Origin of the sequence: Pseudomonas sp. SWI7 (genome assembly GCF_006351945.1) — a bacterium.
In the GTDB taxonomy this organism is placed as follows: Bacteria; Pseudomonadota; Gammaproteobacteria; order Pseudomonadales; family Pseudomonadaceae; genus Aquipseudomonas; species Aquipseudomonas fulva.
Genome location: NZ_CP040930.1, coordinates 4,354,886 through 4,377,261, shown reverse-complemented (window position 1 = coordinate 4,377,261; position 22,376 = coordinate 4,354,886). Strand labels below are relative to the sequence as shown.

Annotated in this window: 17 protein-coding genes, 1 tRNA gene and 1 pseudogene; 6 read left to right on the top strand and 13 right to left on the bottom strand. The window is 62.2% G+C overall.

Translation table 11 applies throughout. The annotated features are described in order from the left end of the window. Positions 1 to 107 precede the first annotated feature (107 nt). Positions 108 to 593 carry a DUF3299 domain-containing protein gene (locus tag FH041_RS20070; RefSeq protein WP_033737060.1) on the top strand — a complete coding sequence of 162 codons (486 nt, stop codon included), beginning with the start codon at positions 108 to 110 and terminating at the stop codon, positions 591 to 593. A 108-nt stretch (positions 594 to 701) separates the two neighbouring features. Next, positions 702 to 1,385 (top strand): OmpW family protein, encoded by a 684-nt coding sequence (locus tag FH041_RS20065; protein WP_023534960.1) that lies wholly within the window; start codon positions 702 to 704, stop codon positions 1,383 to 1,385. 88 nt (positions 1,386 to 1,473) lie between these two features. On the opposite strand, the gene FH041_RS20060 is transcribed toward FH041_RS20065, so the two are convergent. The 3 genes from FH041_RS20060 to FH041_RS20050 all read right to left on the bottom strand — a co-directional run bounded on the left by FH041_RS20060 (position 1,474) and on the right by FH041_RS20050 (position 4,245). Beyond that, entirely contained in the window at positions 1,474 to 2,409 is a 936-nt protein-coding gene (locus FH041_RS20060) for an NAD-dependent epimerase/dehydratase family protein (protein WP_027915118.1), read from the bottom strand. Next, complete coding sequence (locus FH041_RS20055) at positions 2,402 to 3,286, bottom strand: sugar nucleotide-binding protein (protein ID WP_033695074.1); 885 nt, start codon at positions 3,284 to 3,286, stop codon at positions 2,402 to 2,404. The genes FH041_RS20060 and FH041_RS20055 overlap by 8 nt, the downstream gene beginning before the upstream one ends. 149 nt (positions 3,287 to 3,435) lie before the next feature. After that, on the bottom strand, positions 3,436 to 4,245 hold the full coding sequence (locus tag FH041_RS20050; RefSeq protein ID WP_028687672.1) for a helix-turn-helix transcriptional regulator: 810 nt from the start codon (positions 4,243 to 4,245) through the stop codon (positions 3,436 to 3,438). A gap of 178 nt (positions 4,246 to 4,423) precedes the next feature. Between FH041_RS20050 and FH041_RS20045 the strand changes: the two genes are divergently transcribed. Continuing rightward, on the top strand, positions 4,424 to 5,866 hold the full coding sequence (locus FH041_RS20045; RefSeq protein WP_027915115.1) for a sodium:alanine symporter family protein: 1,443 nt from the start codon (positions 4,424 to 4,426) through the stop codon (positions 5,864 to 5,866). A 134-nt stretch (positions 5,867 to 6,000) separates the two neighbouring features. Further along, on the top strand, positions 6,001 to 6,987 hold the full coding sequence (locus FH041_RS20040) for an asparaginase (RefSeq protein ID WP_028687674.1): 987 nt from the start codon (positions 6,001 to 6,003) through the stop codon (positions 6,985 to 6,987). 3 nt (positions 6,988 to 6,990) lie between these two features. On the opposite strand, the gene FH041_RS20035 is transcribed toward FH041_RS20040, so the two are convergent. From FH041_RS20035 to fdnG, 7 genes are all read right to left on the bottom strand, one after another. Continuing rightward, positions 6,991 to 7,086, bottom strand: a tRNA-Sec gene (locus FH041_RS20035). A 21-nt stretch (positions 7,087 to 7,107) separates the two neighbouring features. Next, positions 7,108 to 9,015 carry a selenocysteine-specific translation elongation factor gene (gene selB, locus FH041_RS20030; RefSeq protein WP_140175149.1) on the bottom strand — a complete coding sequence of 636 codons (1,908 nt, stop codon included), beginning with the start codon at positions 9,013 to 9,015 and terminating at the stop codon, positions 7,108 to 7,110. Next, on the bottom strand, positions 9,012 to 10,439 hold the full coding sequence (gene selA, locus FH041_RS20025; protein WP_110607345.1) for an L-seryl-tRNA(Sec) selenium transferase: 1,428 nt from the start codon (positions 10,437 to 10,439) through the stop codon (positions 9,012 to 9,014). The genes selB and selA overlap by 4 nt, the downstream gene beginning before the upstream one ends. Positions 10,440 to 10,594: 155 nt before the next feature. Then, entirely contained in the window at positions 10,595 to 11,515 is a 921-nt protein-coding gene (gene fdhE / locus FH041_RS20020; RefSeq protein WP_027915111.1) for a formate dehydrogenase accessory protein FdhE, read from the bottom strand. Between the two features lie 4 nt (positions 11,516 to 11,519). Beyond that, positions 11,520 to 12,176, bottom strand: coding sequence for a formate dehydrogenase subunit gamma (locus tag FH041_RS20015; protein WP_027915110.1), 657 nt, complete (start codon positions 12,174 to 12,176; stop codon positions 11,520 to 11,522). Beyond that, positions 12,173 to 13,123: a formate dehydrogenase subunit beta gene (gene fdxH, locus FH041_RS20010; RefSeq protein WP_028687677.1), complete on the bottom strand. Its 951-nt coding sequence runs from the start codon at positions 13,121 to 13,123 to the stop codon at positions 12,173 to 12,175. Before fdxH ends, FH041_RS20015 begins: the two co-directional genes overlap by 4 nt. Then, a complete protein-coding gene (gene fdnG / locus FH041_RS20005; RefSeq protein ID WP_140174981.1) occupies positions 13,123 to 16,191 on the bottom strand; it encodes a formate dehydrogenase-N subunit alpha in 3,069 nt (1,022 codons plus the stop codon). The genes fdxH and fdnG overlap by 1 nt, the downstream gene beginning before the upstream one ends. Positions 16,192 to 16,356: 165 nt before the next feature. Between fdnG and FH041_RS20000 the strand changes: the two are divergent. Further along, positions 16,357 to 16,710 (top strand): annotated as a pseudogene (locus FH041_RS20000) (transposase); the annotation flags it as partial. 4 nt (positions 16,711 to 16,714) lie between these two features. Here the strand turns inward: FH041_RS20000 and FH041_RS19995 are convergent. The 3 genes from FH041_RS19995 to FH041_RS19985 form a co-directional block, all read right to left on the bottom strand. Further along, positions 16,715 to 17,161 (bottom strand): hypothetical protein, encoded by a 447-nt coding sequence (locus FH041_RS19995; protein ID WP_050438003.1) that lies wholly within the window; start codon positions 17,159 to 17,161, stop codon positions 16,715 to 16,717. 217 nt (positions 17,162 to 17,378) lie between these two features. Next, positions 17,379 to 17,930 (bottom strand): single-stranded DNA-binding protein, encoded by a 552-nt coding sequence (locus FH041_RS19990; protein ID WP_023534972.1) that lies wholly within the window; start codon positions 17,928 to 17,930, stop codon positions 17,379 to 17,381. Positions 17,931 to 17,939: 9 nt separating this feature from the next. After that, positions 17,940 to 19,334, bottom strand: a complete 1,395-nt coding sequence (locus tag FH041_RS19985) for an MFS transporter (RefSeq protein WP_023534992.1) — start codon at positions 19,332 to 19,334, stop codon at positions 17,940 to 17,942. Between the two features lie 129 nt (positions 19,335 to 19,463). Between FH041_RS19985 and uvrA the strand changes: the two genes are divergently transcribed. After that, positions 19,464 to 22,298, top strand: a complete 2,835-nt coding sequence (uvrA, locus tag FH041_RS19980) for an excinuclease ABC subunit UvrA (protein ID WP_028687678.1) — start codon at positions 19,464 to 19,466, stop codon at positions 22,296 to 22,298. Positions 22,299 to 22,376: the final 78 nt, after the last annotated feature.

The following is a 22,376-nucleotide window of genomic DNA, read 5'->3' as shown; positions in this document are numbered from 1 at the left end:
CCTGCTTCGTGGCTCGCGACGCGCTAGCAAGCGCATGGACTGGCCGTTTTGGCGCCGGCCTGTCAATCAGCAGCCCCGCCCGGCGCCTGCTGTGTTCGCTGCTCGTGATGCTCGCGGTGCCTGCGTGGGCATCGCAGCCCCGGGAGCTCGACTGGCCCGCCCTGATCCCCGAGGGCGCACCGGTCGTCGCACCGCAACTGGCACCCCTGCATGACATGTCGCAGCTCAGCGATGCGCTGTCTGCCGAGTCCGCCCCAGCCGCGCGCCAGCAGGCGCCCGCTGCACCGGTGGTGAACAGCCTCGATGGCCAGCAGATCAAGCTGCCGGGCTACATCGTGCCGCTGGAAGTCAATGAGCAAGGCCGCACCACCGAATTTCTGCTGGTGCCGTACTACGGCGCGTGCATCCATGTGCCCCCGCCCCCGTCGAACCAGATTGTGCACATCGTCAGTGAAATGGGCGTACGGGTAGAGGATCTGTACCAGCCCTACTGGATAGAGGGCACGATGCACGTCAAACCTTCGAGCAGCGAACTGGCTGAGGCGGGTTACCAGATGGAAGCCGAGAAGATCTACGCCTACGAACTCAGATGAGCCTTCCGAAGGCCGGTGCAGACGCTTCGTTGAGCTGGGTCAAACTTTCTGTTTAATCGCATCCGTACCATTGGACTACACGATTATCAACGTCCTTTGGGAGCTTCCATGAACAAGTCCTTGCTCGGTGCCTCACTCGTGGCCCTGGCACTCGCCGCCCCGGCTGCGCACGCGTATCAGCCCGGTGATTTCATCGTACGTGCAGGCGCCATCACCACTGCGCCCAACGAGAGCAGCAGCGACCTGAAGTTCGACGGCAACAAGGTGGCAGGCACCAAGGCGACCCTGGACAGCGATACCCAGCTGGGTCTGGCATTCGCCTACATGCTCACCGACCACGTTGGCCTGGAACTGCTGGCAGCCACGCCGTTCAAGCACACGGTAGGCGTGAAAGGGCTGGGCGGCGGGCTGGATGGCAAGCTGGCCGACATCAAGCAGCTGCCGCCGACCCTTTCGTTGCAGTACTACCCGATGGAGGCGTCGTCGAAGTTCCAACCTTATGCGGGCGTGGGCATCAACTACACCTTGTTCTTCGATGAAGACCTGAGCAGCAACCGCAAGCAGCAAGGGTTCAGCAATCTGAAACTGCAAGATTCGGTAGGGTTCGCCGGCCAGCTGGGCATGGATTACATGATCACCGACAACCTGCTGGTCAATGCCGCCGTCTGGTACGTGGACATCGACACCAAGGCCAGCGTGAACGGCCCGAGCGCCTTGGGTTATAGCAAGACCAAGGTCGACGTGGACGTTGACCCTTGGGTCTACATGGTCGGCCTGGGCTACAAGTTCTGATCGACCGCTGCAAAACGCACGGGGCGGCCAAGGCCGCCCCTTTTTCGTTACCGTCTTGCTGAACGCCCAATAGAGCGCTCCTCGATTGCTAACGGAGCTTGCCCAGCAACCGGGCCAGCCCCTCCACCATCGAGGTGGCCCGCTGGAAGTCGAAACGAGCCAGCAACCGCCTGTTGTCCGCACGCGAATGGCGGATGTCGCCCGACCGCGGCGTGGTGTAGCTGACTGCTGGCAAGCTGCCCACCACCTGCTGGAGCGCAGCGAGCATCTGGTTCAGCGACGTGGCCTGGTTGAGACCGATGTTCACGGCCCCCTCCTCGACCTGCGCTTGTTCGAGCGCCTGCACCATGACCTGCACCAGGTCACCTACATACAGGAAATCCCGCGTCTGCTCGCCGTCACCGAACACGGTGATTGGCTGGCCTTGCACTGCACGCTCGCTGAAGATGCTGATGACGCCCGAATAAGGCGAGGAAGGATCCTGCCGCGGCCCGAAGATATTGAAGAACCGGAAGATTACAGGCTCAAGGCCATGCTGGCGCCGATAGAACTCCAGGTACTGCTCGCTGGCCAGCTTGTCCACGGCATACGGTGTCAGCGGCGCCTTGGGTGTGTCTTCGGCGATGGACTGGCCTTCACCGTTATTGCCGTAGACCGCTGCACTGGACGCGAACAACACGCGGCGCACCCCGTGAACACGCATGGCTTCGCACACGTTGAGCGTGCCGATGAAATTGCTCTGGTGCGTGCGCACCGGGTCGTCGACCGAAGCCTGCACCGAGGCCACCGCAGCCAGGTGCACCACGGCCTGGCAGCCCGCCGCAGCGCGCTGGACCAGCTTGGCGTCGGCAACGTCCCCCTCGACAAGCTCAAGCAGGGGGTGGTCCAGTTGCAGGTTGTCGCGCTTGCCCGTGGAGAGGTCGTCGACGATGCGCACGGCGTAGCCACGCGCGAGCAAGGCGTCACTCAGGTGGGAGCCGATGAAGCCGGCACCGCCGGTGATCAGGATGGGGGCATCAGCCATGGCGATAGAACCGGTCCAGAAGAGGCGGCAAGCCTGCACGCCAGGCACGGGGCTTGATACCGAAGGTGTGAAGGATTTTCTTGCAGGCCAGCACGGCGTTCTGCGGCTCTTCGCTGGCATCCGGGCGCGCGGCATGAGCCTGCGGCGTTGGCGTCTGTACCGCGAGCTGACGATGCTGGCCGGCCTCGGCGAGAATCGCCTGGCCTAGCGCCACGGGGGTGGTCGCTTCGTTCCCGGCGTAGTGGTAGGTCCCCCACAGCGGCGAATTGCAGTCCAGCTGCTTGAGCACCGAGAGAATGACCCTGGCCGCATCGTCGACGGGTGTCGGGTTGCCACGGCGATCATCGGCCAGCAGCAATTCCTGGGGGAGCTCGGCGCGCGTCAGGAAACGGCCAAGCAGGCCATCGATGCTTTCGTCCAGCACCCAACCGAAGCGCAACAGCACATGTTGCGGGCAGGCCGCACGCACGCTTTGTTCGATACGCCAGAGGGCCTGCCCACGCAGGCCAAGCGGCAATGGCTCGTCCTTCTCGCTGTAGGCGGTGGCACGCGAGCCATCGAACACACGGTAGCTCGAGGGCTGGACCAGTGTGATCTGGTGGTGCTGGCACAACTCTGCCAGCCGCTCCACCGCGCGCTCCTGAAGCGCCAGACGCTGCTCGCTGACCGACTCGGCCTGGAACCAGTCGAAGTAATACGCCAGGTTGACCACGGCGTCGGGGCGATGATCGTCGAGCAACTGGGTGAGGCTGGCAGGCGCCCAGCCCTCCTCTGGAGGGCGCGGCGCCATGAAAGCGATGTCCTCCTCGGCCCCAAGACGAATCAGCGCTTGCCCGAGGGCATTGCCACCACCCAACAGCATTAGGCGCATACGCATAGAGTCAGCAGATCCGGAGGTTGTAAGGGAAAGCGGCCATTTTGCGGTTTCCGGGCGGGGAAGTCCAACGTGGGGCCGTATGATCATTGCGGCGGAGGAGGTTGCGCCGTGGCCGACCTCATCCTCTACCACGCATGACGCGGCTCCCCCTACTCGACTTCAAACAACCCATTCCTGAGCGGGCCCACATCCAGCCGCTCGCGGATGTCTTCATCTATGCGTGGATCATCAGGTCGGTACAGTTTCACCTGGCGGTACGCGTTGATGCGATTGATCTCTTGCCCCAGGTACTCCCACACCACTCGGGTACAGGCAGGATTGCGCCGGTCCCCGCTGGACACGCCGGCCTTGAGGCCATTGAGGCGGGTGATACGGCTCTTGAAGCTTGGGATGAGAATGGTCTGGCTCATTTCGTTGAAGGTAAGCGATTCGTAGTCGATCAGGAACACCCGGTCCTGCAACTGGAAGGCAGCCCCCAGGTAACGACAGCGCACTTCGGCGTGCTGGTCTGTCGCGGTAGACCGCTCCTGACGCTCCTGGCGCTCGAACAGGAAGCGACCGCCCTCCTCCCACAGATGCACCAGCGACACCAGGACCGTACCCGGCACCGACATGCAGTTGGAGTACTCGAAGTAATACCCGCAGTAACGCGACAGGTTGCCCGCGTGATCATGCAGAGGCCGAAACAGCTCGCTGATCGGATCGCCGGTTTGCTCGACCGAAGACGGCACTCGCGCGCCGATCAAGCGTGAAAACTGATCGGCGGGCAGGTCGAGCTCGTATTCCTCCACCCCGAAGAAATCGCCAATGCGTTTGAGGTTGTAAGCCGTCGGGCGGCTTTGGCCGCTCAGGTATTTGTTGAACTGGGCGCGATTGATCGACAGTTGGCGGCAAACTTCGGAGATAGAGCGGTAGTGGCTGCAAGCCAGCTTGAGATTGGTAGCGAAATGCTCGCTCATGACAAAGGCCTACGTGACGCGAATGACGCCAGTTTAGCATCAAGTCGCATCAATTAAGACCAAACCGCGAAATTGTAACGACTCTTGTCATGGCCAACCATGCGCCCCAACGAATAGCGGTACGCCTGCCGGCCGCTGGTCTTTCCACACGAAGAATAAGAATCGAGGTCATTTTCCAATGCTCGAAGTACTCAACGATTTCCTCTCGGGGAAACTGCTCATCGTGCTGATCGTGGGGCTGGGTAGCTACTTCACCCTCCGTTCCCGGTTCGTCCAGTTCCGCCACTTCGTACACATGTTCGGTGTGTTCAAGGAATCGCTGCGTGGCCAGGCAGGCCAACTGAGTTCATTCCAGGCCCTGATGCTGAGCCTGGCCGGCCGCGTGGGCGCCGGTAACATTGCAGGTGTCGGCATCGCCGTGACGCTGGGCGGCCCAGGTGCCGTGTTCTGGATGTGGGTCACCGCGCTGGTGGGCATGTCGAGCAGCTTCTTCGAATGTACCCTGGCCCAGGTGTACAAGCGCGCCGACGGCGACGGCCTGTACCGTGGCGGCCCGGCCTACTACATTCAGCATGGCCTGAAGTACAAGGGCATGGCGATCGTCTTCTCGATTCTGCTGCTGGTCACCTATGGCTTCGCTTTCATCGGCCTGCAGTCGTACACCGTGACCCACTCGCTGCAAAACGCCTTCCACTTCGACCCGCGCCACACCGGCATCGTGCTGGCAGTGCTGTTGGCCATCACCTTCATTGGTGGCATCAAGCGCATCGCGGCGGTGTCCGACCTGCTCGTACCGATCAAGACCCTGGCCTACATCGGCGTGACCCTGTACGTGATCGGTACCCAGATCGAACACGTGCCGGCCATGCTCGAAACCATCTTCAAGAGCGCTTTCGGTCTTGACCCGGCGTTTGGCGGCCTGCTGGGCAGCGCCATCGTCATGGGCGTGAAGCGTGGCGTATTCGCCAACGAAGCCGGCCTTGGCAGCGCACCGAACGTGGCCGCCGTCGCAGCCGTGAAGCACCCAGGTGCCCAGGGTGTGGTACAGGCGTTCAGCGTGTTCCTCGATACGTTCGTGATCTGCACCTGCACCGCGCTGCTGATCCTGCTGTCGGGCTTCTACACCCCTGGCTTCGAGGGCGATGGCATTGTCCTGACCCAGAACTCGCTGGCTGCCGTGGTAGGCGACTGGGGCCGTATCTTCGTCAGCGTGGCCCTGTCGCTGTTCGTGTTCACCTGCATCCTCTACAACTACTACCTGGGTGAGAACAGCCTGCAGTTCCTCACCCGTAACCGGGCAGTATTGATGGGCTTCCGTGCCTTGGTGCTGGCGCTGGTCGTGTGGGGCTCCATGCAGGACCTGACCACCGTGTTCGCCTTCGCTGACATCACCATGACGTGCCTGGCCTTCGTCAACCTGATGGCCTTGGCCCTGCTGTTCAAGGTCGGCCTGCGTGTGATGCGCGACTACGATGACCAGCGCAAGGCTGGCATCAAGCAGCCTGTGTTCGATTCGGCCAAGTTCGCCGACCTGGACCTGGACCGCACTGCATGGCCTGCCAACCCGCAGGTGGAAACAGCCGCTGACAAAGCTGTCGGCCAGGCTCAGCCGCTGCGCTGATAGGCTGACATCGCCAGCCGCCCCAGCGAGGGTTGTGCCAGTCGGTTGAGTCACCAGGGGCCGCATTGCGGCCCCACTAGCCTTCCCTGCAAAGCGCGGCTCTTCTTTCCCGTTCATCGCTACGGACGCTTTCCATGCGCGCAGTAAAGAACCTCCTCGTGCTCTACACCGGTGGCACCATCGGCATGCTCGAAACGCCGGAAGGCCTGGCCCCATCCGGCGGCTTCGAGTCCCGCATGCGCGATCACTTCGCCATGATGGCAGACGCCCCCGAAGTCACCTGGACACTCCAGGAACTGGACCCACTGCTCGACAGTGCCAACATGCAGCAGCACAACTGGCTGGCGATGCGTGATGCGATCGTCGATGCCGTGCGTGTCCGTGGCCATGATGCGGTACTGGTGCTGCATGGCACCGACACCCTGGCCTACAGTGCAGCGGCACTGTCGTTCCTGTTGCTGGGGCTGCCGGTTCCCATCCTGCTGACCGGCTCGATGCTGCCGGCAGGGGCACCTGGCAGCGACGCCTGGGACAACCTGTGCGGCGCACTGCGCCAGTTCGATCATCCCCTCGAAGCGGGTGTGCAACTGTACTTCGCGGGCAAGCTGCTGCACGGTTGCCGCGCCTCGAAGCTGCGCAGCGAAGCGTTCGATGCCTTTGCGGCCTTGCCGCGCCATCGCCAGAGTGAGCACGTAGCCCCCTTGCCGGCGCACTTGGGTTACCAGCAGCCCCGTCAGCGCGTGAACCTTGCGGTAGTGCCGGTGTTCCCTGGCTTGCAGGCAGGTCATCTGGAAGCCTTGCTCGGCAGCGGCGTGCAGGGCTTGTTGCTGGAATGCTATGGCAGCGGCACTGGGCCGTCAGATGATCAGGCGCTGCTCGACACCTTGCGTGCTGCACGCCAGCGTGGCGTCATGTTGGTGGCCATTTCCCAGTGCCCGGAAGGCGACGTGGTGTTCGATACCTATGCCGCCGGTAGCCGCCTGCGGGCAGCAGGCCTGGTCAGCGGGGGCGGCATGACGCGGGAGGCGGCCCTTGGCAAGATGTTCGCGCTACTGGGTGCCGGGCTGGACGTGAAAGAGGCCGAGCACTGGTTTGCCCTGGACTTGTGCGGCGAACGCTAGAAGTGGCGGAAGGCAGCGGGAGTCGAACCTGCCCGGGAACGGATGCCGTCCCCAACCGGGTTTGAAGCCCGGCCGCGCCACCGGGCGCGATTGCCTTCCTTGAAATCGGTGCCTGGCCTGCTAGCGGGCCAGGGCACTGTCACTGCGAATGTACCGCTGATCGCCGACCCTGCGGGTCAGACCGATGCGGTCGAAATACTCTAGAATCTGCACACTGCGCTTGCGACCGATGCCCAACATATCGCGAAATGCAGCAACCTGCACTACCGGCGTGTCACCTATGTGATGCTGTAGCAGCTCTGCCATGCGGCGTAGGGTCGACTCTGGGTAGAACAGGTCCCGCACCACCTGATGCACCAACCCCAGTCGCGCCAGCTTGCGCAGCAGCAGGCGTACATCGGCCTCGGCGCATTTTTCCTCGCTCGCCAATGTCCTTACCCAAGGCGGATCGTAAGCGCCAGCCTGCAACCTTGGCTGCAGGCGCGCCCAGAGCGCCTCATCCGCGGCACTGAGCTGAACCTGATGATCAGGCAAATGCAGCCAGGGGCCGCTGCTGGCTACGGCGCCTTCGGCCAGCAACTGCTCGAGCAAACTGACGAACCCCGGCCTGTCCAGTGGCAACGCCGCGAAACGGCGCAGCCTGTCACGGTCCGGGCCCAATTGATCGGGCTCCTGCTCGTGAAAGGCCGCCAGCTGGGCCAGCACACGTTGCTTGAGCGCCTGCCACTGGCTTGCAGCGAACAACAACTGGCCTTGGCGGGTGGCGATCACGCGTACGTCGTCGGGTAACTGCCAGCTGTCACGCAGGCGATTGAACTGCCGCTCCAGGCGCTGTGGATCTAGCCCACCCGGTGCGCTGGCCAGCAAACCCGGCAAGGCCTGCTCAAGACCTGTACAGTCGCGCAGCACCTGCAACTGTTGCAGCCTTTCGACGCTGCGGCGTTGACGACTGGGGGCGAACGGGTCCAGGACCGTGCCGCCGCCCAGCGTGTACTGAGCGCGCTGATCGCGCAGCACCAGACGGTCGCCATGCACCGCTTGCAACGGCGCGTTGAGCAGCAACTGTGCGAACATGCGCTGCCCCGCCGCCAAGCTCTGCCCCTCGAGCAAAGCCACCCTGGCTGTCACGTCCTGAGTACCCAGGTGCACGTGCACTGCACTGAAGTGCTCTAAGGCACGGGCTTGGCCAGGCAGCAGGCTCAAGGTGATATCGATGCGTGTGCTAGGCGCGTGCAACCACTGCGGCACCAGCCAATCGCCGCGGCGTATCTGGTCCACCGCCAGGCGCTCGGCGACGATGTTGAGCGCCACACGCTGCCCTGCCTCAGCCACCAGCGCGGGCTGATTCTGAGCATGCAACCCGCGCACCCTCACCGGTTTGCCAGCCTTGCCCAGCAGCAACGTGTCGCCAGCAGTCACCCGCCCCGCAAGCGCCGTGCCGGTCACCACTACCCCCGCGCCCGTAACGGCGAACGCCCGGTCCACGGCAAGACGAAAGCCTCCGGCCACACTGCGACGGCGGGCATGGGGCGCTGCCGCCAGCAGGGCCTGGCGCAAGGCGTCGATGCCGGTACCAACGGTACTGGATACGGGAAAGTGCAGCGCATCGGCATACGGGCCAGGCGCCAGCAGTTGGCTGACTTGCTGCTTCACCGCTTCCACGCGTGCGGGCTCGACCCGGTCGCACTTGCTGATGGCCACCAGCGCCTGGGGAATGCCCAACAGTTCGATGATCGCCAGGTGCTCGCGGGTCTGCGGCATGACGCCATCGTCTGCCGCCACCACCAGCAATACCAGGTCGATGCCGTGGGCACCGGCCAGCATGTTGTGGACAAACCGCTCGTGGCCCGGCACGTCGATGAAGCCAGTCAGTGGCGCCTCCTCGGCCAGCGACGCGTAGCGATAACCCAGGTCGATGGTCATGCCGCGGGCCTGTTCCTCCTGACGCTGGTCCCCGGCTTGGCCGGTGAGCGCCTGCAGCAGCGCCGTCTTGCCGTGATCGATGTGCCCGGCGGTACCGACGATCACTGCAAGGCCCCCAACTGCAGGCTTGGCAGCTGCGCCAGCCATTGGGGTTCATCGTCCAGCTGGCGCAAGTCCAGCCACAACGCATCGTCGTCGATGCGCCCAAGCACAGGCACCGGTAATTCACGCAGCGCTCGCTCCAAAGCATGCAAGCTGCGCCCGCGCAGCCGCTTGGACACCTGTGGACGCAGGCACAAGGCGGCGCTGGGCAAGCGGGCGACAGGCTGGCTGCCGCTGCCGATCATGCCCAGCGTCGGCTCTACGCTGACGCGCCACTGCTCGCCCAGGCAGGCTTGCATCGCGGGCGCCACGCGCAGGGCCTGGGTGTGAATCTCCGCCTGGGCACGCGTGAGCAGGCGCAGGCTGGGCAGGCGCTCGGCCAGGCGATCAGGGTTGCGGTACAGCGCCAATACGGCCTCCAGGGCGGCCAAGGTGATCTTGTCCACGCGCAGGGCGCGCTTGAGCGGGTTCTTCTTGATCCTGGCGATCAAGTCCTTACGCCCGACGATGATCCCTGCCTGCGGACCGCCCAGCAGTTTGTCGCCACTGAAGGTGACAATGTCGGCGCCATCGCTCAGTGCCTGGCGCACCGTCGGTTCGGCGGGTAGCCCCCAGCGCGTGAGGTCCAGCAGGCTGCCACTGCCCAGGTCCTCGAGTAGCGGCAGGTTGTGCTGACGGGCAATGCGGGCCAGCTCCGGGGTGGGTACCTGGGTGGTAAAGCCCTGGATGCTGTAATTACTGCAGTGCACGCGCATCAGCAACCCAGTGCGCGGGCTGATGGCCGCCTCGTAGTCGCGGGCGTGGGTGCGGTTGGTGGTGCCGATCTCGTGCAGCCTGACGCCGGCCCGGGCCATGATGTCGGGTATGCGGAAGGCGCCCCCGATCTCGATCAGCTCGCCACGGGAGATGATGCCTTCCTTGCGGGCGCCCAAGCTGTTGAGCGCCAGCAACACAGCGGCTGCATTGTTGTTCACCACGGTGACGGCCTCGGCGCCGGTCAGTTCGCGAATCAACCCTTCGATCAGGTCATCGCGATCACCGCGCTTGCCCGTGCTCAGGTCGAACTCGAGGTTCAGCGGGTAGCGCGCTGCGCATTCCATGGCCTCGATGGCTTCTTCGGGCAGCAAGGCGCGGCCCAGATTGGTGTGCAACACCGTGCCGGTGAGGTTGAACACGCGGCGAACCTGGCTGCGTTGCTGGACGTCGAGGCGTTCGCCGGCGCGGCCCAGCAGTACCTCCGGCGCCACCTCGGCAGCATTCAGCTGGCCATTGCGGACAAGGTCGCGCAGATCATTCAGCAAGTGGCGCAAGGTCGACAGAACAGCTTCACGGCCGTAACGCTCGATGAGCGCAAGACAGGCGGTGTGGCGCAGGAGTGTATCGATGGAAGGCAGGCGAGGCGTGACGCTGGCTAAGCTGGAGGGCATGCGGTACTACCTTGGACGGGTCCATTGTCTGCTGGCCTTGTGGCAGGCAAGCGACGGTAACGCAGGCATCCGCAGGTCCGGGAACCTTCGAAACCCGTGTCAAGGACGCTTGCCTGGGCAAGGCAACTCGGTCTCACAGTGTAGACAATCAACCGCTAGCCGGGCGAGACCATCAGGTTGGGTGCCAGACGATGGTACCCCTCCTCGTCCAGGCGCATGTCCAGGGCCAGGCTGGCCAAGTCGTCGGCCAACGCTTCGGCTGCTGCGTCGTTTTCCAGGTAGTGCTGCTTGAGGTAGCTGTTGCACCCTGGGCAACACTCGGCACGCAGCGGTGCCTTGCCGGGTCCGTGACGGTCATCGTCGAGCGCGCTGTAGCGCAGGTCTTTGCTGGAGTCGCAGTACACGCACTTGACCCGCACCACGTGCCACTCACAGGCGCACAACGAACAGGCAAGGTAACGCAAGCCGTTGTGCTTGCCACGGTTGCGTACCACGCCCGCCATGGCCGGCGAGCCGCATGCCGGGCATTGGGCAAGGCTGGCAGCGGGCTTGAGTTCGGTGCTTGGCAGCGCCAGCAACCAGCTTGACCAGGCCGCCTGCAAGGCTGCGCCCACGAACGGCACCAGTGCAGGGGGCACGGCATCGTACTGGCCGCTGAGCAGGGCAATTGCCCAACCTTTGCGCTGGGTATCGTCACTGATGCGCAGCCTGTGCAGTGCATCTTGCAGGGGCCCCTGGCCAGACTCATCGAAATGATCGAGCAGCGCCTGCAACCACGCCAGCCATGCGCCTTCGCGCACAAGGCTGTCAGCAGCCAGGGGCGGCAGCCCGTGACTTATGCACAGACGCTGACGGTCCTCGGCAACAGGCAGCGCACTCGGCGGGTTATCCACAAGCTGCTGTTGGATGCGGCAAAGCCGCGCGATCAACAGCAGGTAGTCGCCCATGGCGTGGCCCTGGGCCAAGCGCTCCAGGCGAGCCGCTCGCACGTCGAAGAGGTTGCCTGGTGGCAGGTGCAGAAACGGCGGCATGACGGCCGACGCTTCGATCTGCCCAGGTTCAAGTACGGTACTCAAGCGTTCATCCTTCTTTTCGTCGGTGCTCGGTCGGCGTTTTGTCACCGGTCACGTCGCGATACCACAGTTCATGGTGCTTGCGCGCCCAGGCCCGGCTGACCCAGCCATGCAGCATGGCGCCTACCGACCCCTTGATCCAGATGCCGGCGTAGATGTGCACGATGATGCTGAGCACCAGCACGAACGCCGCGAAGGCGTGTAGCAAGGTGGCCAGGCGTATGGCGCCGATGTCGAAGTAGTGACTGAAGTAAGCACGCCAGATCACCACGCCACTGACCATCAGGATCAGCATGCACACTAGCAGCGTCCAGAACAGCAGTTTCTGGCCGGCATTGTACTTGCCGATGGCAGGCACACCGTCCTCCTGGTTGCGCATGACCCGATCGATTCTGCGCAACCACAGGCGGTCGTTGGCGGTAATGAAGTTGGCACGCCAGAAACGCACCACTAGGCCCAGGAAGAAAACGAACATCGCCACACCCAGGAACGGGTGCAGGATGCGTGTCCATGGACCGCCGCCGAACAGATTGCTTAGCCAGAACAAGGCGGGATGAAACAGCGCCAGCCCCGACAGGCCCGCCAGAAAGAACAGGATCGCCACTACCCAGTGGTTGCTGCGCTCGTTGGCGGTGTAACGCAGGATAGGCTTGTTGTCGTTCATGGCCGCTGCTCCCCTTGCCCATCAGGCTTGTTCGGATCGAACACATGCACTGCCGGGTCGACTTGGTGCACGCTGGTGTCGGACGCTACAGGCTGCTCGTCCTCCTCGACACGTTGCGGCCCGACCCGTACGTAGTGGAAGAAGCCGGCCAGCACCGCCGCCCCCATGGCCAGCAAGGCCAGCGGCTTGGTGAAGCCCTTCCACAGCCCCACCAGCGGGCTGATCACCGGCTGGTCCGGGAGCCCGGCATACAGCTTAGGTGTGTCGGCATGGTGCAATACGTACATCACATGGGTGCCCCCTACCCCGTCGGGGTCATACAGCCCAGCGTTCTCGTAGCCTCGGGACTTGAGGTCGACGATGCGTTCATCGGCATGCACCTTCATCTCGTCCTTGCTGCCGAAAACGATGGCGCCGGTCGGGCAGGTTTTAACGCAAGCTGGCTCCAGCCCTACGCTGACACGGTCGGAACACAGCGTGCACTTGTAGGCCTTGTGATCCTTCTGGGAAATGCGCGGGATATTGAACGGGCAGCCGGTGATGCAGTAGCCGCAGCCTATGCAATGGTCCTGGTTGAAGTCGACGATGCCGTTGGCGTGCTTGATGATCGCACCTGGGCTTGGACACGCCTTCAGGCAACCGGGATCTGCGCAGTGCATGCAGCCATCCTTGCGGATGAGCCACTCCAGGTTGCCGTCGTCGCGCTCGTGCTCGGTGAAGCGCATCAATGTCCAGGTTTCGGCGCTCAGGTCCTGAGGGTTGTCGTAAGTCCCGTGGTTGTGCCCAACCTCGTCACGCAACTCGTTCCATTCCGAACACGCCACCTGGCAGGCCTTGCAGCCGATGCACTTGGTGGTGTCGATCAGCTTGGCCACCTGCTCCTGCTCGCGTACCGAAGGCGGCACTGTGGTGGTGGCCGACCGGGCGATGATGTCTTGGCTGGCCATCAGAGTTTCTCCACTTTGACGAGGAACGACTTGGACTCCGGTGTCTGGGTATTACCATCACCCAGGAACGGAACCAGGGTGTTGGTCAGGTACCCGTGCCGCGTGGACCCGGTGAAGCCCCAGTGCAGCGGGATGCCGATCTGATGCACCGTCTGGTTGTTGACCTGCAGCGGACGTATCCGCTTGGTCACTACCGCAACCGCATCGATATGCCCGCGCTTGCTCGATACACGCACCCTGTCGCCTGCCTTGATGCCTTTTTCATTGGCCAGGACTTCACCAATCTCGACGAACTGCTCAGGCTGGGCAATGGCGTTGAGCCGGCAATGCTTGCTCCAGAAGTGGAAATGCTCGGTCAGGCGATAGGTGGTGGCCGCGTAGGGGAATTCATCATGTGTGCCCAAGGTTTCCCACACCGAATCGAAGATGCGGCCTGCCGGGTTGCTGACGACCTTCTTGTTGTTCGGGTGCAGGGGGTTGATGCCAATCGGTGTTTCGAAAGGCTCGTAATGCTCGGGGAACGGCCCTTCGGCCATCTTGTCGATGGCGAAGAAACGCGCCACACCCTCGGGGTTCATGATGAATGGGTTCATGCCCGCTTCCGGCGGCGAATCGACCTTGAAATCAGGCACGTCGGTCCCGCCCCACGCCTTGCCGTTCCACCAGACCAGACGCTTCTTCTCCGGATCCCAAGGCTTGCCCTGCGGGTCGCTGGAAGCACGGTTATAGAGAATGCGTCGGTTGGCCGGCCACGCCCACGCCCAGTTCTGGACCTGATGCATGCCGTAGGGGTCGCTGTTGTCGCGGCGCGCCATCTGGTTGCCCTGCTCGGTCCAGCAGCCGGCGAAGATCCAGCAGCCCGAAGCCGTGCTGCCGTCATCCTTGAGCTGGCCGAAGCCCGACAGTTGCTGACCGGACTTGACGGTCGCACCGGTCGGGTCGGTGAAGTCCGTCACGGCCCAGCCGTTCATCTCCTTCGCCAGCTCCTCAGGTGACGGCTCTTCGGCGATCTTGTAGGGCCAGTGAATGTTCAGCAGAGGATCGGGGTAGGTACCCCCTTCCTTCTGGTAACGCTGACGCAAGCGCAGGAACAACTCGCTCATGATCTGCACGTCAGTGCGGGTTTCACCCGGGCCGTCGGCGCCTTTCCAGTGCCATTGCAGCCAGCGGCTGCTGTTGACCAGCGAGCCGTCCTCTTCAGCGAAGCAGGTGGTGGGCAGGCGGATCACCTCGGTCTGGATACCGGCCGTGTCCACATCGTTGAACGGCCCCACGTTGCGCCAGAACTCGGACGTCTCGGTGGCCAGCGGGTCCATGACTACCAACCACTTGAGCTTGGCCAGTGCCGCGGTCACGCGGTTCTTGTCAGGGAGGGCGGCAATCGGGTTGAAACCTTGGCACATGTAGCCGTTGACCTTGCCTTGGCTCATCATCTCGAACATGCGCAGCACGTCGTAGGCAGGCACGTCGAGCTTGGGCAGCCAATCGTAGCCCCAGTTGTTGTCGGCGGTGGCGTTGGGGCCGTACCAGGCCTTCATGAGGCTGACGTGGAACTTGCCGTAGTTCTGCCAGTAGGACAGCTGCCCCGGGCGCAGCGGCTTGGACGCACGCTTGTCGATGAACGCGGCGTAGTCCTGCTCGGCGTCGCCGGCAAGTGTCAGGTAACCCGGCAGCGAGTTGGACAGCAACCCCAGGTCGGTCAGGCCCTGAATGTTGGAGTGACCCCGCAAGGCATTCACGCCCCCACCTGGCATGCCCACGTTGCCCAACAACAGCTGCACCATCGCCGCGCTGCGGATGATCTGCGCGCCGATCGAATGTTGCGTCCACCCCAGCGCATACAGGATCGTCATGGTCTTGCCCGGCGCCGAGCAGGTGGCGATCTCTTCCCAAACCTTCATCATGGCGTCCTGCGGCATGCCACAGGTCATGCTCGCCAATTCTGGGGTGTAGCGGCTGTAGTGCTGCTTCATCAGCTGGAACACACAGCGTGGGTGCTGAAGTGTCGGGTCTACCTTGGCAAAACCGTCCTCGCCCAGCTCGTAACCCCAGCCCGACTTGTCGGCATAAATGCGCTTGCTCTCGTCATAGCCGCTGAACAGGCCATCCTCGAAGCCATAGGTGTCCTTGACGATGAAGGATACGTCGGTGTAATTGCGCACATATTCGTGCTGGATCTTGTCATTGCTCAGCAGGTAATTGATCAACCCGCCCATGAACGCGATGTCGGTACCGGTGCGGATGGGCGCGTAGTAATCGGCCACCGAAGCGGTACGGGTAAACCTTGGGTCGACCACGATCAGCCGCGCCTTGTTGTGCGCCTTGGCCTCGGTCACCCATTTGAAGCCGCACGGATGCGCTTCTGCTGCGTTGCCACCCATCACAAGGACCAGATTCGCGTTGGCGATATCGGACCAGTGGTTGGTCATGGCGCCACGGCCGTACGTCGGGGCAAGACTTGCCACCGTCGGGCCATGTCAGACACGTGCTTGGTTATCGAACCCCAGCATGCCTGTTGCGCGAACAACCTTGTGAGTCAGGTAGCCGGCCTCGCTGGAGGCGGCGGAAGCGGCAAGAAAACCGGTGGTGAGCCAGCGGTTGACCGTCTGCCCCTGGGCATTTTTCTCGATGAAGTTCGCGTCGCGATCTTCCTTCATCAAGGCGGCCACGCGATCGAGCGCTTCGTCCCAGCTGACGCGTACCCACTCGTTGCTACCCGGCTTGCGCACCTCGGGGTACTTGAGACGGCTTGGACTGTGGATGAAGTCGAGCAAACCTGCGCCTTTGGGGCAAAGGGTGCCGCGGTTCACCGGATGGTCGGCGTCACCTTCGATGTGGATGATGTTCTGCTTGACGTTCTTGCCTGCATCACCCTGGCTGTACAGGATCAAGCCGCAGCCGACCGAGCAGTAGGGGCAGGTGTTACGGGTTTCTTTGGTATGCGCCAGCTTGAAGTGGCGCACTTGCTCGGCGAACGCAGGCGTTGGGGCCATGCCCAGCGCCGCAAGGCTCGAGCCTCCAAGGCCGACGGCGGCGACCTTGAAGAATTGCCGACGGTTGAGATCCATCGTGCACTCCTGATCAGATTTGGACGCACGGAACATGGCCGGCGCCTCTTGGTAGTCACGGTGACGGCGGTTTGATGACCGCCAACAGGTAAGACTAGCAAGGAATCGAAAAGGTGCGATGACGTGGGTCAGGTAGGCTGAAGATAGATCATACATCTCAGCACGTGGCTGCTCGCCGACAAAGGCTATGACGCACAAGCGTTGCGTCAGTACTTCGACCGGTGCCGCATACAGCCCGTCATTCCGAAGCGCTCGATGAAGCGCAAGCCTAAGCCGGGTTTGCCCAGGTTGTTCGACCGGCGCAAATACCGACAACACCATGTCCATCGAGCGCATGTTCGGCTGGCTGAAAAAAGATCGCCCCCTTGGAACGGGTCTCGACAAGCTCGCAGAAGTCATGCCGTGATGGTCTCACTGACTTGCTCCATGCGGTGTTTACGTTGCCTTTCTCCGTACCCTACCTGGCGCTCAGATATTGAGACGGACAGTAGCCCCCGCAGTGGCCGCGTGGTCAGTTGAAAGATCATTGGGTAGTTATAGAAAAATTGTCATCTCCCAAGTAACTAAGTTTAACGTCGTCATTGACGTATGTGCCGTCCGGAGCAATGAACTTGTAACGTGACAGTAGAAACGCTTCCTGGCTGACCTCGCTGCTGGCGTGAAGTCGGGTACCAATTGCAAACAGGACGCCACCCACACTGAATATTGGCCCAGGGTACATCTGTATGTACTGCAGCAAGGTAGGGCCTGCCACTCTGTTGTACGTAATCGTTTCAGGGCCTAGAACGAGCGTACCGAAGCCCACCAAGGCGATGATGATACCTACCGCCATCACGAACGAGCCAGAATATTCAGCACCTCTATCGCGACCCTTGAGAAATGCCGCGTAGTCTTCGCTGAATCCCGAAACGTGATAGTCCCCAGTCGACGCCGTCAGTTTTATCTCCCGCTGTTCAGTTCCTGATTGCATGAGCCTCTCCTTGTTAAAGCTGAGATACTAAGCAATATTGGCACTGCATAGCCGGTGTCATGCAAACTTGGGAAAGACCCTACGGCAGAAGGAGAAAGTTCATTGAGTACTGTTCTTACTCGCCAACAAACTTAATAGTTGACCCTGCCCCAGGTATAAAAAAACCCGGAGCAATGGCCCCGGGTTTTTACTGTAGCGCGATGCCCTACCGTTCAAATCAGAACGGAATATCATCATCAAAGCTGTCGAAGTCAGCCGCCGGTTGCGGCGCTGGCTGCTGCGGCGCCGGGCGCTGTTGCTGTTGCGGGCGCGGGGCCTGCTGGCGCGCAGGTTGCTGGTTGTACTGTTGCTGCTGACCGCCACCTTGGTTGTAGTTGTTACCACCACCCTGGTTGTACGGGTCGCCGCCGCCTTGCTGGTTCTGCGGACGGCCGCCCAGCAGCTGCATGGTGCCGTTGATGTCAACGATGATTTCAGTGGTGTAGCGCTTGATGCCGTCTTTTTCCCACTCACGGGTCTGCAGCTTGCCTTCGATGTAGCACTGCGAACCTTTGCGCAGGTACTCGCCGGCAATCTCGGCAACCTTGCCGAACAGCGACACACGGTGCCATTCGGTACGCTCGACCTTCTGGCCCGACTGCTTGTCGGTCCATTGCTCGCTGGTTGCCAGGCTCAGGTTGGTCACGGCATTACCGTTGGGCAGGTAGCGGACTTCGGGATCCTGGCCACAGGTACCGACCAGAATGACTTTGTTAACCCCACGGGCCATAACGTTCTCCTAGGCTTCGCACGCCGCTGAGGCCGGATTGATCAGGCGCTCCAGGGTCGTACGGTCCAAAATTTTCGTATCCAGTTTGATATAGACGGCTGATTCTTCCGAGACCACAACGGCGTCGGTCACGCCGGGCACGGCCATCAACCGTGCAGCCAGGCCAGCATCCTTGGCGGCCTCCGGCGACAAAGGCATGCGCAAGCTGGTCACATACGGTGGCTCGTTCATGCTCAAGGCAACGGCCAACCAGATGGCACACAGTATCGCGCAGCCAAGGAACACGGTGTTCAGCCCACCATGCTGGAACAGCCAGCCACCCAGGATGCCCCCTAGCGCAGCACCGAGAAACTGGCTGGTGGAGTACACCCCCATCGCCGTTCCCTTGCCACCTGCTGGCGACACCTTGCTGACCAGCGAAGGCAACGAAGCCTCCAGCAGGTTGAATGCGGTGAAGAATACCACGGTGCCGATCACCAGTCCGCGCAAACCGTCAGCCCACTGCCAGAAGAATAGCTCGACCAACAGCAGTACGCTGACGGCCCCGGCCAGCACACGTTTCATCTTGCGCTTTTTTTCGCCGTAGATGATGAACGGTACCATTGCAAAAAATGAGACGAACAGCGCGGTCAGGTAGACCCACCAGTGTTGTTCCTTGGGCAGTCCGCCGCGCTCGACGAAGGCCAGAGGCAGCGCGACGAAGCTGGCCATGAGAATGGCATGCAGGATGAAGATGCTCACATCCAGCCGTAGAAGGTCCGGGTGACGGAGGGTCGGGCCGATGGCCTGACGCGCAACGCCCGATTCGCGATGCTGCAGAATGTTGTGCGTGGCAGGTACCACGAAGGCAATCAACGCGATGCCAACCAAGGCCAAGCCGGCCGTTGCAAGGAACAATCCTGACAAGCCAAAGGCACTTGTCAGCAAAGGCCCGACGACCATTGCCACTGCAAAGGAAAGACCAATGCTCATCCCGATCATGGCCATGGCCTTGGTGCGGTGCTGTTCCCGGGTCAGGTCCGACAGCAGCGCCATCACCGCCGCCGAAATGGCGCCGGCCCCTTGCAGGATGCGCCCTGCGATGATGCCCCAGATGGAATCGGCCTGGGCTGCCAGGACGCTGCCCAGGGCAAACACGATCAAGCCCAGGTAGATGACGGGTCGACGGCCGATGCGGTCTGAAATCATCCCGAAGGGAATCTGCAACACCGCCTGGGTGAGGCCATAGGCGCCAATGGCCAGGCCAATCAGCGCGGGCGTGGCGCCGGCCAGGTCCATGCCATAGGTGGCCAGGACCGGCAAGACCATGAACATGCCCAGCATACGAAAAGCGAAGACCAGAGCCAGACCGCCGGCGGCGCGGGTTTCATTGCCGCTCATGCGCTCGTTGTGGGTGTCGTGCATGGATTAATCTCGTGTGAACCGGCGGCGATTCTATCAGTCCGACAGCTTGACGGCATCTACGCGACGCTTTGCCGCGTACTGGCAGGGCGCCGTATAATTCTTCGTTTATGCCCGCCGAGCGAGGCCGCAGTGGACAAGATCCTGATTCGTGGGGCACGTACCCACAACCTGAAGAACATCGACCTGACCCTGCCCCGGGACAAGCTCATCGTCATTACCGGCCTGTCGGGCTCGGGCAAGTCATCCCTGGCCTTCGATACGCTGTACGCCGAGGGCCAGCGTCGTTATGTGGAATCGCTGTCGGCGTATGCCCGCCAGTTCCTCTCGATGATGGAAAAGCCTGACGTCGATACCATCGAAGGGCTGTCACCGGCCATTTCCATCGAACAGAAATCCACCTCACACAACCCCCGCTCCACCGTCGGCACCATCACCGAGATCTACGACTACTTGCGCCTGCTGTACGCCAGGGTCGGGACACCCCGCTGCCCAGACCATGACATACCACTGGAAGCGCAAACGGTCAGCCAGATGGTCGACCTGGTACTGGAGCGCCCGGAAGGCAGCAAGTTGATGCTCCTGGCCCCGGTCATCCGTGAGCGCAAGGGTGAGCACCTGGCGGTGTTCGACGAGCTGCGCGCCCAAGGCTTCGTCCGCGCCCGCGTCAACGGCAAACTCTACGAACTGGACGAGTTGCCCAAGCTGGACAAGCAGAAAAAGCACAGTATCGATGTGGTGGTCGATCGTTTCAAAGTGCGTGCCGATCTTCAGCAGCGATTGGCCGAGTCGTTCGAGACCGCGTTGAAGCTGGCGGATGGTATCGCGCTGATCGCTCCCATGGACGACGAGAAAGGCGAAGAGACCATTTTTTCGGCGCGCTTTGCCTGCCCCATTTGCGGTCATGCGATCAGCGAACTGGAACCCAAGCTGTTCTCGTTCAACAACCCGGCCGGTGCCTGCCCGACCTGTGACGGCCTGGGCGTTAAGCAGTATTTCGATACCAAGCGCCTGGTCAATGCGGAACTGACCTTGGCCGAAGGCGCCATTCGCGGGTGGGATCGCCGTAACGTCTACTACTTCCAGATGCTGGGGTCGCTGGCTGCGCATTATGACTTCAGCCTGGACGAAGCATTCGGCGAGCTTGCGCCGGAGCATCAGAAGGTGATCCTGCAAGGCAGCGGCAAGCACAGCGTGGACTTCAAGTACCTCAACGACCGGGGTGACATCGTCAAGCGCTCGCACCCGTTCGAAGGGATCATCCCCAACCTGGAACGCCGCTACCGCGAAACCGAGTCCAATACCGTACGCGAGGAACTGGCCAAGTACTTGGGCACCCAGCCGTGCCCGGACTGCCGTGGCACGCGGCTGCGGCGCGAGGCGCGTCATGTGTGGGTCGGTGAGAAGACGCTGCCGGCGGTCGCCAACATGCCGATCGGTGACGCCAGTGGCTACTTCAGCACGCTGACCCTGACCGGTCGCCGTGGCGAAATCGCGGCCAAGATTCTCAAGGAAATCTGCGAACGGTTGCAGTTCCTGGTGAACGTGGGCCTGGACTACCTCACCCTTGACCGTAGCGCAGAAACCCTGTCCGGTGGTGAGGCTCAGCGCATCCGCCTCGCCAGCCAGATCGGCGCAGGCTTGGTGGGGGTGATGTATATCCTGGACGAGCCGTCCATTGGCCTTCATCAGCGCGACAACGATCGCTTGCTCGCCACCCTCAATCACCTGCGTGATCTGGGCAACACCGTAATCGTCGTCGAGCATGACGAGGATGCGATCCGCCTGGCGGACTACGTGGTGGACATTGGGCCAGGGGCCGGCGTGCATGGCGGCAAGATCGTCGCGGAGGGTACGCCTCAGGAAGTCATGGACCACCCGGACTCCGTAACCGGCCAGTACCTGTCCGGCCGTAGAAAGATCGTGGTCCCTGCCAAGCGCACACCGCGCGACAAAAAGCTGCAGCTCAAGCTCAAGGGCGCACGTGGCAACAACCTTCAGAACGTCGATCTGGAAATCCCCATCGGGCTGCTGACCTGCGTGACCGGCGTCTCAGGCTCCGGCAAGTCCACGCTCATCAACAACACCCTGTTCCCGCTCGCAGCCACCGCCCTGAACGGCGCGAGCAGCCTGGAAGCGGCGCCCCATGCCAGCATGGACGGGTTGCAGCACCTGGACAAGGTGGTGGATATCGACCAGAGCCCCATTGGCCGCACCCCCCGGTCCAACCCTGCCACCTACACAGGGATCTTCACGCCGATCCGCGAGCTGTTCTCTGGGGTGCCTGAATCACGCTCGCGCGGGTATGGCCCAGGCCGGTTCTCGTTCAACGTGAAAGGCGGGCGCTGCGAAGCGTGCCAGGGCGACGGCCTGATCAAGGTGGAAATGCATTTCCTCCCGGACATCTACGTGCCTTGCGATGTGTGCAAGAGCAAGCGCTACAACCGCGAAACCCTGGAGATCAAGTACAAGGGCAAGAACATCCACGAGGTGCTGGAAATGACCATCGAGGATGCGCGTGAGTTCTTCGATGCGGTGCCTGCATTGGCGCGCAAGCTCCAGACCCTGATGGACGTAGGGCTTTCCTACATCAAGCTAGGTCAATCGGCGACGACGCTTTCGGGGGGCGAAGCCCAGCGCGTGAAGCTGTCACGGGAGCTGTCCAAGCGCGATACCGGTAAGACCTTGTATATCCTGGACGAGCCTACTACGGGCCTGCACTTCGCCGATATCCAGCAGCTGCTGGACGTTCTGCACCGGCTTCGTGACCATGGCAACACCGTGGTGGTCATCGAGCACAACCTGGACGTCATCAAGACAGCCGATTGGCTGGTGGACCTCGGGCCAGAGGGCGGCTCAAAGGGTGGGCAGATCATCGCATGCGGTACGCCCGAGGAACTGAGCAAGATGAAACAATCCTACACCGGGCACTACCTCAAGCCTCTGCTGGAGCGAGACCGAGCGTGATGAACGTGAAGGGGCGCCTAGGCGCCCCTTTCTTATCGGCTCATCGCTTTCATGCTAGAGCCACTACAAGGCCCAAGC